The sequence below is a fragment of the Loigolactobacillus bifermentans DSM 20003 genome (genome assembly GCF_001434575.1).
Taxonomy (GTDB): Bacteria; Bacillota; Bacilli; order Lactobacillales; family Lactobacillaceae; genus Loigolactobacillus; species Loigolactobacillus bifermentans.
The window spans coordinates 1-8872 of the sequence record NZ_AZDA01000106.1; the positions used below are offsets into that span (position 1 = coordinate 1).

An 8872-nucleotide genomic window follows, 5' to 3' on the forward strand; every position below is an offset into this window, starting at 1 on the left:
GCATAGGACAAAAAAGTCTCTATTTAAATTGTCTATTTTATTGACAGGGGACCAACTATTCATAGCTTTTCAACAGGAACTGGCGCAACAGCCATTAACGATCCATACCTTAGTCAGCCTTTTCTTTGACTTTTATCAACGTGAAGCCCCACTTTTTAATACATTGTTAGACAATCAATTAACTGGTTTATTAACCACCAGCGCGAAAGCGTGTCTAACCCAATTAACCGCACCTGCACAGACTAATCGATTGCGTTATACAAACAGCTTCATTGCCGCAGGTTTAACTGAAGTTTTACTGGAGTGGCACACAACTCAAGTAGGTTCGCTGCAGTCAGTCGCAGCTGCGGTCGAACAACTACTACAACCGGAATCAAAATAAAAAAGTGCTGTCAAACGTATTGAAGCGTTTGACAGCACTTTTTTATTTTATGACTGATATTATGATTCCAATTCGAAATACGCTACTATTTTTTGAACTGCTGATAATTCGCTGATTCATAACAGCTTGTAACAAAAAACACGTCAGCCATCCGGCATTTTGGCTCTAGAAGCACTTTAGCTTGATTCAGGTGCCAGCTAGCAACCAGTTTACCGATTTGTATCAGACGACCATTGGAATATTTGTATAGTAAACCGATATTATCTTTTTATTCCTGAATCCAGATCGATTTTGCGTTATCAAATAGTCGTCATGCAGAAATTGGTGTAACTTGCTACCTTATCGTACCCATTTCATCTATAAATATCTGAAAATATCAATGAATGATGACTGACGTATCTAAATCAAAAGTTGGTTTTGGACTGATCTAAAGCTTCGTGCAAAATTTGGCGTAACTGGGCCTGCTGAGGCGTAAGAAGGTGGTTGGTGCGATACACAATGCTAGTAATAAATTCTGGCGGTTCCGGATCAAGTAAGTCTAGCCGCACCACATTTTCAGCGGGCTGATCAATAATTTTGGTTAAAAAAGCCACACCAATGTTCTCGGCCACCAGCTTCATTAACACGTGCATATCGTTGGAACGAAAGACGATTTTCGGCTGAAAATGATTGCGCCGAGTTAACTGCGTAAAGGCCGTGTTATGAATAAAATTACTATTAAAAAACACAAAATCCTCACCCCGCAACTCGTTAAAGTAAATCCGTTTGCGCTGGGCCAATCGATGTTCAGCTGAGACATAAATACAAAACGGTTGGCGGTCAAATTCTTCGGCTACCAGATCCTGATAGGCTAGTGGTTCAACTGAACCTAATAAAGTCATATCGACCTGACCGTTGCGCACCGCCTGTCGTAACCAAATCGAGCCCCCTTCGACGGTTTCTAAACTGTCCAACAACCCGGCGGCTGCTAAGCGGGCACTGACTTTCGGAAAATAATAATTTTCAATAATCGGCGGCAATCCCAGGACCAAACGATTTTGCGTTAAATTGATAATTTCTTGATGGGCCAAATCCAATTCCCGCAAAATTACTTTGGCATGGACTGCCAACTGTTCCCCACTAGGCGTCACATGAATCGCATTGTGCACGCGATCTCGAATGACCAGCGGTGCCCCAAAATCGGCTTCAAGCCGCTTGATGGCCATGGTGATTGTCGGCTGACTGACACCAAAGTTTTGCGCGACCTTTGAAAAACTTTTTTGAGAAATTAAATCGTTAAAATAAGCCAAGTCTTTTGTGTTCATTTTTAACCCCTGTTATAACAGCATTTTATCGGATATTATTAATATTATTGATAGTATAACATATATTTGACTATAAGATTCTCCATGATTTAAAGTAGGTCTTGTTGAAACAAAGCAATCCAAAAATCAATCAAATGAATCGAGGTCATTTTAATGACAAAAGCAACTGAAATTTTAAATAATCCGTTTTTAAATAAAGGCACAGCCTTCACCCAAGCAGAACGCCAAGCATTAGGCCTAACTGGCATGTTACCAACACAAGTCCAAACCATTGATGAACAGGCAACTCAAGCCTACGCCCAATTCCAAAGTAAAGCCAACCGCTTAGAACAACGCTTGTTTTTAATGAACATTTTCAATGAAAATCGGACGTTGTTCTTCTACCTAATGGACCAACACCTTGTTGAGTTCATGCCCATCGTTTATGATCCCGTAGTGGCTGACGCTATTGAACAATACAATGAACTGTTTACTAACCCACAAAACGCCGCTTTTATTTCCGTGGATGCACCGGATGATGTCCAAGCAACATTGAAAAATGCCGCTGCAGGTCGAGATATTCGCTTAGTCGTTGTCACCGACGCTGAAGGGATTTTAGGCATGGGCGACTGGGGCGTTAATGGGGTGGACATTGCGGTTGGTAAGCTCATGGTGTACACCGCCGCCGCTGGCATTGACCCAGCCCAAGTATTAGCGGTTAGTATTGACGCCGGCACCAATAACGAAACGTTGTTAGCTGATCCGTTATACCTGGGTAATCGCCACCAACGGATCACCGGCACTGCTTATGATGTGGTGATCGATCATTTCGTTAACAGCGTGAAACAGCTATTTCCAGAAGCACTGCTCCATTTTGAAGACTTCGGTCGCGCTAACGCCCAAGCCATTTTAGACAAATACAAAAACCAATTGGCCACTTTTAACGATGACATTCAAGGCACTGGCATGGTGGTCCTAGCGGGTATTTTAGGTGCTTTAAACATTTCTCACGAAAGTATTAAGGATCAAACCTTCTTATCCTTTGGCGCCGGGACTGCTGGTATGGGGATTGCCAACCAAATCAAAAATGAACTGATGCAAGCTGGTTTAACAGAAGCAGAAGCCAAACAACATTTCTATGCTGTGGATCGGCAAGGGTTATTATTCGATGACACAGAAGGCTTAACCCCTGCCCAAAAAGACTTTACCCGGCAACGGACTGAATTTGAACATCCCGAAACCTTAACCAACTTGGCAGCAGTGGTTAAAGCGGTGCACCCAACCGTTTTAATTGGTACCTCCACCCAACCGGGTACCTTTACAGAAGCCATCGTCAAAGACATGGCCGCCCATACTGACCGTCCGATTATTTTTCCATTGTCAAATCCAACGAAACTAGCTGAAGCAAAAGCTGAAGATTTGATCAAATGGACTGACGGCCGCGCTTTAGTGGCCACCGGGATTCCCGCTGATACCGTGACCTATAAAGGTGTGACTTACGATATCGGCCAAGGCAACAACGCCTTAATGTACCCTGGTTTAGGCTTTGGTTTAATGGCCGCAACGGCAACCCGTTTAACTGATGAAACTTTATCGGCCGCGGCTCACGCCTTAGGTGGTATTGTGGACACCACTCAACCAGGGGCGGCTGTTTTACCACCTGTGGCAAAGCTCGCCGAATTCTCACAAATTTTAGCTGAAAAAGTAGCCCAAAGTGTCTTAGACCAAGGTTTAAACAAAGAACCTATTAGCGACGCCAAACAAGCGGTGGCTGATTTGAAATGGGTTCCGAAATATGGAAAAGTAACGTTCGCTTAAATATATAGGTAGGAAGTGAAACTAATGCTCGTCCTCTGGAATTCAATTCAAAGCGTCTTAGTGGTTGTTTTAATCATGGTATTAGGCTTTATCCTGCGCCGTACTGGTTGGTTTGATGACCGTTTTGGCGGCACGATCTCTAAATTTATTAAAAATATTGCACTGCCCGCTTCGATCTTTGTTTCCGTTTTAAGTCGTTTGACCCGCGGCCAGCTAGCTGCTTTTGCCGGCTACTTAGCTTATGCCTTTTTGGCAGTGATTATTGGCTATTTATTGGCCTTTGCATTGGTAAAATTACTAAAGGTCCGACCCGGCCGTAAAGGAATCTTTATTAACGCCATGGTCAACGCCAACACGATTTTCATTGGGTTACCGTTAAATATTGCCTTATTCGGTGATAAGAGTTTGACTTATTTCTTGGTGTATTACATTGTAAACACCGTTTCAACTTGGGCCTTTGGGGTATTCTTGATTTCAAATGATGATCCCACTCAATCAAAAGCAAAAACGAAACACCAAGTCGACTGGAAAAAGGTCATTCCCATGCCATTAGTAGGATTCTTAGTCGCCTTGATCTTCTTACTGCTAAACATTCCGATTATGCAGATTTCCTTTATTAGCTCAACGTTGACTTACGTGGGAAATTTAGTCACACCACTTTCCCTGATTTACATCGGGATCGTGTTAGCCGATGCTGGCCTGAAAAGTATTCGCTTTGATCGGGATACAGTGATGGCCCTACTCGGTCGCTTCATCTTATCGCCAATTATTATGATTTTAGTCTTGTTGATTGCCGGCCACTTCGGTGCCAGCTTCCCAACTTTAGCGTCACAAACTTTAATTGTCCAGTCAGCCACACCTATGTTAGCTGTTCTGCCAATTTTAGCCAATGAAGCCCACGGCGATGTAAAATACGCCACCAATGTGGTGACCACCAGTACCGTTTTGTTCATTGTGGTGGTGCCTGTTTTAATGACGTTAATGCAATACTTGTAAAATCTGTCTTTATGTATCAACAAAATTCCCTAAGACGACTCAAAAACGGCGTCTTGGGGAATTTTTTATTAATGGCACCAGCCCAGCAAGGCCTCACGACACGTTTCCTTCTAACTGAATCTTTTGATTTTAAGTACAAAATAAAGTACAATATTAAGTACAGAGAGGGTGGTCATATGACATTGGCATTAACACAAAGTGATTTCCGCGCTAACTTAAAAAAATATTTAGATCAAGTTAACGATGAAGATGAAACCATTTATATTGCACGCTCAAATCGTCGCGCAGTGGCCATCATTTCACAGGAAAAATTGGACTGGCTAGAAAGAGCATTAAAAGCAAAAGAAGACTCATTAGAATATGCCATTGCACGTGATCAATTAATTAAGCGACATGTTTTGCCTGATGATGAAATTGTGGCATCAAATGATGATTATTGGAATCAATTTAAAGCATGAAAAAACTAAGATTTAAACCACGTGCCACTTTTAATGCCGACCTCAAGCGGTTAGCCAGTTTAGACAAAACGATTATTGATGAAGTTCGAGCAGCCATCGACCTGTTGCTTGAACTTCATCAATTGCCACCAGAATTTGAAGATCATGTGCTTAATCGACGACTGAACGGTTATCATGAATTTCATTTACGAGATACACCGAAAAACAGAACACCAAACGAAACGAACGATGTTCTGGTTGTTTATACGATTGATCAAGATGACCTCATCTTAATCGGAATTCGCGTGGGGTCACATGAGCGTTTATTTCCTGGGCAAAATCGATCTAAACGTTATCGAAAAAATGATAAATAAGAGCGGTCATGTATCGTCTGGCCGAGTCATCATTTTAGTCTCAAAATAAAAAGTCCAGAAATTCAGAACATGCTGAATTTTCGGACTTTTTCATTTAGGAGCAGAAACGATTTTCTGCCAACCTTGACTTCGACGAAAAAGATAAAAGTATGTCGTTTTCAAAACGCCAGTCACTTCAATGATGCGCTACTCACGGTTTTATTTTGAGGTTATAAATACGCTTTTGTTTAATCCTTTTGTGCCGCATCATGTTGCCGTTCTAAGGCTTTCAATTCTGCCTCAGTAGTCATCATATGATCTTCATAATGGTCCAATTTATAGTGCAAATGGTCGATGGCAGCTTGAATATCATCCCGCCGTTCTTCCATTTCAGCTAGTTGTTCCTGCAACAAATTAATTTGTTCTTTGGTATTATCTTCTTGCGCATCAAATAGTTGAATGTACTTGCGTAAGTTTTCAATGGTCATCCCAGCACTGCGCATTTGTTTGGCGAAATTAATGCGGCGAATAATTCGAGCATCGATTTCCCGATTTCCCACTTCGCTGCGATCAATTGGTGGAATCAACCCTTCTTTTTCATAATAACGAATGGCCGCCGATGAAACGCCGGTTTGCCGGCTGGCTTCTTTAATGTTCATTTGTTTCAGCCCCTTTATGAGTAAATTGAATATTGATGACTGCGAATAATGCAATGACCATGAACCAGGCCATGATCCAGACAGCTTTATTATACGATACAACAGGACTCACCAGGTTTGCGGTTAACAAGGTAATCACGGAAAGCCCAAATGAACTGCCCACTTGATGAACGGTATTCACCACCCCAGAAGCCGACCCAGCGATTTCAGGATCCGTATGGGCCACCCCAGAAACGGTCAACGGACTCAGCGTAAAGCCTTGCCCAATCCCAATGATCACCATTGGTACCGCAATGGCCCAGAAGTATCCTGTTTGGACTTGCACTACCGCTGCCAACACCAAGCCCAACGTGGTGATCAACGTGCCGGCCAACATAATTTGGCCGTTGCTAAAGCGATAGTTTAAGCGCGAAACTAACGTGGCAAAAATGAACTGTGGCACTGTTTCTGGTAAAAAGCCTAACGCTGCCATTAGCGGGGTAAAGTGATAGACGTGCTGCATGGCCTGTGGCGTTAAGAAAAAGTAAGAAATCATCGCGCCTAGGAAAAAGAAGCGGGCCAGATAAGCACTGCTGCGTTCACGATCTGCAAATAATCGTAAGGGCATCATTGGTTGGGCTGTGCGTCGTTCTTGCCAAATGAATAACGCTAAGAAAACAACTGCGATAATGGCCGTTAAAACAGGCCGCTGAGCACCATTAATGCTATAAACCAAGGCAATGATCCCAATCACTGAAAATAGTGCGCCTAGCCAATCGATCTTGCCAGTAATTGGTTGGCTAGCTGGCACAAATTTCAACGTCAATAAAGCCATCACAATGCCAATCGGCACATTTAATAAAAAGCCAACCCGCCAAGACAAGTAGCTGGCAATCAAACCGCCAATCACCAAACCGAAGCTGGCGCCTAAGCCCCCTGTGGCGCCGTAGTAAATAATCGCTCGGGTGCGCATCAGGCCACGATAACGGTCCATTAATAAGGCCAGTGTCGTTGGCGCTAAAATCGCTGATCCTACACCTTGTAAAGCACGCATGGCAATCAATAGCGTCCCATTTGTGGCTAATCCCACCAACAAGGAACCAACGGTGAAAATCAATAAACCAAGTAAAAACACCCGCCGGCGCCCAAAAATATCCCCTGCTCGGCCGCCTAACATTAGCAAACCGCCAAAGGTCAAGGCGTAAGCGTTGGTGACCCAAGATAAGGTTTGCGCATTTAAGTTTAAATCAGCCGCCATTTTAACAGTGCTGGTAAAGACAATGGAATTATCCAGTAAGATCATAAAATAGCTGATCAAAATAACGGGCAACACCATGCCGAATTTTGTTTGTTTCATCAAAGTACCTCTTTTCGTTTTAATTTCTCAACAAAAAGAATGTTAGCCCCTTGCAGTAACTGCAAGGCAAGCACTTTTCTGAAAAAAGCTTAAATCAATAAAAAGATTGGAAAACTGCACTTCATTCCAAAACATAAAAAGGCGTCAATTATGAACTTTAAAACGTCCGTAATTGACACCTTTTCTTTAATATTTATGACACAGTTTGATTAAGGTCCTGCCATGAGTTAATTATAACTGTTACTGTATCTTACGACTTAATCGTTTTTTGATTCCGAACGCAGCTAATACAAGTAATAGCAGTACGCCTACTATCGTTAGCCAGCCTGTTGTCTGTTCACCAGTTTGCGGTAAAATATGATTTTTAATCAACCAATTGATGATTTCACCTGGCTTAGGCGTTTCGGGATTAAATGGCGTATTTGGTGTTGTTGGTGTATGCGTATTGGTAAGAATCAGATCCCCGTGATCATTATTTTCAGCGGTTACTGTATAACCTTTCACTTGACCAACTTCCTGAACGGTATAATGGATCAACTGCCCTTTTGCTTTTGCATCCAGGTCGGACCAAGTATACGTCCATTGTTGATCTGACAACACGGTAACTGGTTGTCCCTGTTTTTTACCATTCGCATATAACTGTACTTTGATCCGTTCCGGACGTAACTTATCTCGATCAGCACCATCGTTCCAAGACTTCGTAACCGTGACACTCGTTTTAGCTGGCGTATAACGATTGATTAAATTAAAGCCTTGAATTTGAGTTGAATACTGCTTAACTGTATTTTCCGTCACCGTATAAGTTACTTGCTTACCAGCCTGATATTTAGGTAACTGCTTGAACTGATAGCGCCAATGATCGTTGGCCGTTACTTGTTTTTGGGCAATTCGTTTGCCATCAGCTAACAAGTTCACCGTAATCGTCTTTGGACGTAAACTATCTTGGTCAGCATGATCTACCCACTTTTTAGTCCCAGCAACCTTAGTTACACTTGGTTGATGCGTATTAGTGATGATAATATTGCCTTGATTTTGACGATTAATATGTGTGGTATAGCCTGGTATCTTTTTAGTTTCTTTAACCACATACTTAACTTGTTTACCATGCTGTTTCACCGCTAAATCAGTCCATGTATAGGTCCAATTTCGATCTGAACTTAACGTTATCGGTGTTCCAGACTTTTTACCGTTGGCATATAATTGAACATCGATCTGTTTTGGACGTAGACCATCCTGATTTTGCTGATCATTCCAAGCTTTCGTAACGGTTACACCGGTTTTTGCTGGTGTATAGTGGTTAATCACAGTGGTTCCTTTAACTTCAGTGGTATAGTCTTTAACGGTGTTTTCTGTGATCGTATAATGGATTTTTTGGCCTGATTGGTACGCTGGCAAATTATCAAAATGATAGCGCCAATGATCGGTGGCAGTCACTTGTTTTTGAGCAACTTGCTGGCCGTTAGCTAACAAGTTGATGGTCACCGCCTTTGGTCGCAACCCATCTTGATTCTGATTATCATCCCATTTTTTAGTCCCACTAACTTTAGTCACACTTGGCTGGTGGGTATTTGTAATCATAATGTTACCTTGATCATGCTGATCAATTTG

Annotated in this window: 9 protein-coding genes; 5 read left to right on the forward strand and 4 right to left on the reverse strand. The window is 42.3% G+C overall.

Annotated elements, in window-relative coordinates; all coding sequences use genetic code 11:
- Positions 1-382 (forward strand): hypothetical protein (locus FC07_RS11910; RefSeq protein ID WP_235807508.1); only part of this gene is annotated, 382 nt, incomplete at its 5' end.
- 404 nt (positions 383-786) lie between these two features.
- On the opposite strand, the gene FC07_RS11915 is transcribed toward FC07_RS11910, so the two are convergent.
- Positions 787-1686: a LysR family transcriptional regulator gene (locus FC07_RS11915; RefSeq protein ID WP_057905319.1), complete on the reverse strand. Its 900-nt coding sequence runs from the start codon at positions 1684-1686 to the stop codon at positions 787-789.
- A 153-nt stretch (positions 1687-1839) separates the two neighbouring features.
- Here FC07_RS11915 and FC07_RS11920 point away from each other — a divergent pair, with 153 nt between their 5' ends.
- From FC07_RS11920 to FC07_RS11935, 4 genes are all read left to right on the forward strand, one after another.
- The gene (locus tag FC07_RS11920) at positions 1840-3483 is read left to right on the forward strand and encodes a malolactic enzyme (RefSeq protein WP_057905320.1); all 1644 of its coding nucleotides are present in this window, start codon (positions 1840-1842) and stop codon (positions 3481-3483) included.
- 24 nt (positions 3484-3507) lie between these two features.
- Positions 3508-4479 carry an AEC family transporter gene (locus FC07_RS11925; RefSeq protein WP_057905321.1) on the forward strand — a complete coding sequence of 324 codons (972 nt, stop codon included), beginning with the start codon at positions 3508-3510 and terminating at the stop codon, positions 4477-4479.
- A 176-nt stretch (positions 4480-4655) separates the two neighbouring features.
- A complete protein-coding gene (locus FC07_RS11930; RefSeq protein WP_057905322.1) occupies positions 4656-4937 on the forward strand; it encodes a type II toxin-antitoxin system Phd/YefM family antitoxin in 282 nt (93 codons plus the stop codon).
- Positions 4934-5290, forward strand: a complete 357-nt coding sequence (locus FC07_RS11935) for a type II toxin-antitoxin system YafQ family toxin (protein WP_057905323.1) — start codon at positions 4934-4936, stop codon at positions 5288-5290. The genes FC07_RS11930 and FC07_RS11935 overlap by 4 nt, the downstream gene beginning before the upstream one ends.
- Before the next feature lie 227 nt (positions 5291-5517).
- On the opposite strand, the gene FC07_RS11940 is transcribed toward FC07_RS11935, so the two are convergent.
- The 3 genes from FC07_RS11940 to FC07_RS11950 form a co-directional block, all read right to left on the reverse strand.
- On the reverse strand, positions 5518-5928 hold the full coding sequence (locus FC07_RS11940) for a MerR family transcriptional regulator (RefSeq protein WP_057905324.1): 411 nt from the start codon (positions 5926-5928) through the stop codon (positions 5518-5520).
- Positions 5918-7264: an MFS transporter gene (locus tag FC07_RS11945; protein ID WP_057905325.1), complete on the reverse strand. Its 1347-nt coding sequence runs from the start codon at positions 7262-7264 to the stop codon at positions 5918-5920. The genes FC07_RS11940 and FC07_RS11945 overlap by 11 nt, the downstream gene beginning before the upstream one ends.
- Positions 7265-7504: 240 nt before the next feature.
- A partial coding sequence (locus FC07_RS11950; protein WP_235807509.1) for a Cna B-type domain-containing protein occupies positions 7505-8872 on the reverse strand: 1368 nt, incomplete at its 5' end.

What these genes read in the sequence shown, in the direction of transcription:
- FC07_RS11915 (WP_057905319.1), bottom strand. Translation starts at nt 1,686, where the DNA reads ATGAACACAAAAGACTTGGCTTATTTTAACGATTTAATTTCTCAAAAA.
- FC07_RS11920 (WP_057905320.1), top strand. Translation starts at nt 1,840, where the DNA reads ATGACAAAAGCAACTGAAATTTTAAATAATCCGTTTTTAAATAAAGGC.
- FC07_RS11925 (WP_057905321.1), top strand. Translation starts at nt 3,508, where the DNA reads ATGCTCGTCCTCTGGAATTCAATTCAAAGCGTCTTAGTGGTTGTTTTA.
- FC07_RS11930 (WP_057905322.1), top strand. Translation starts at nt 4,656, where the DNA reads ATGACATTGGCATTAACACAAAGTGATTTCCGCGCTAACTTAAAAAAA.
- FC07_RS11935 (WP_057905323.1), top strand. Translation starts at nt 4,934, where the DNA reads ATGAAAAAACTAAGATTTAAACCACGTGCCACTTTTAATGCCGACCTC.
- FC07_RS11940 (WP_057905324.1), bottom strand. Translation starts at nt 5,928, where the DNA reads ATGAACATTAAAGAAGCCAGCCGGCAAACCGGCGTTTCATCGGCGGCC.
- FC07_RS11945 (WP_057905325.1), bottom strand. Translation starts at nt 7,264, where the DNA reads ATGAAACAAACAAAATTCGGCATGGTGTTGCCCGTTATTTTGATCAGC.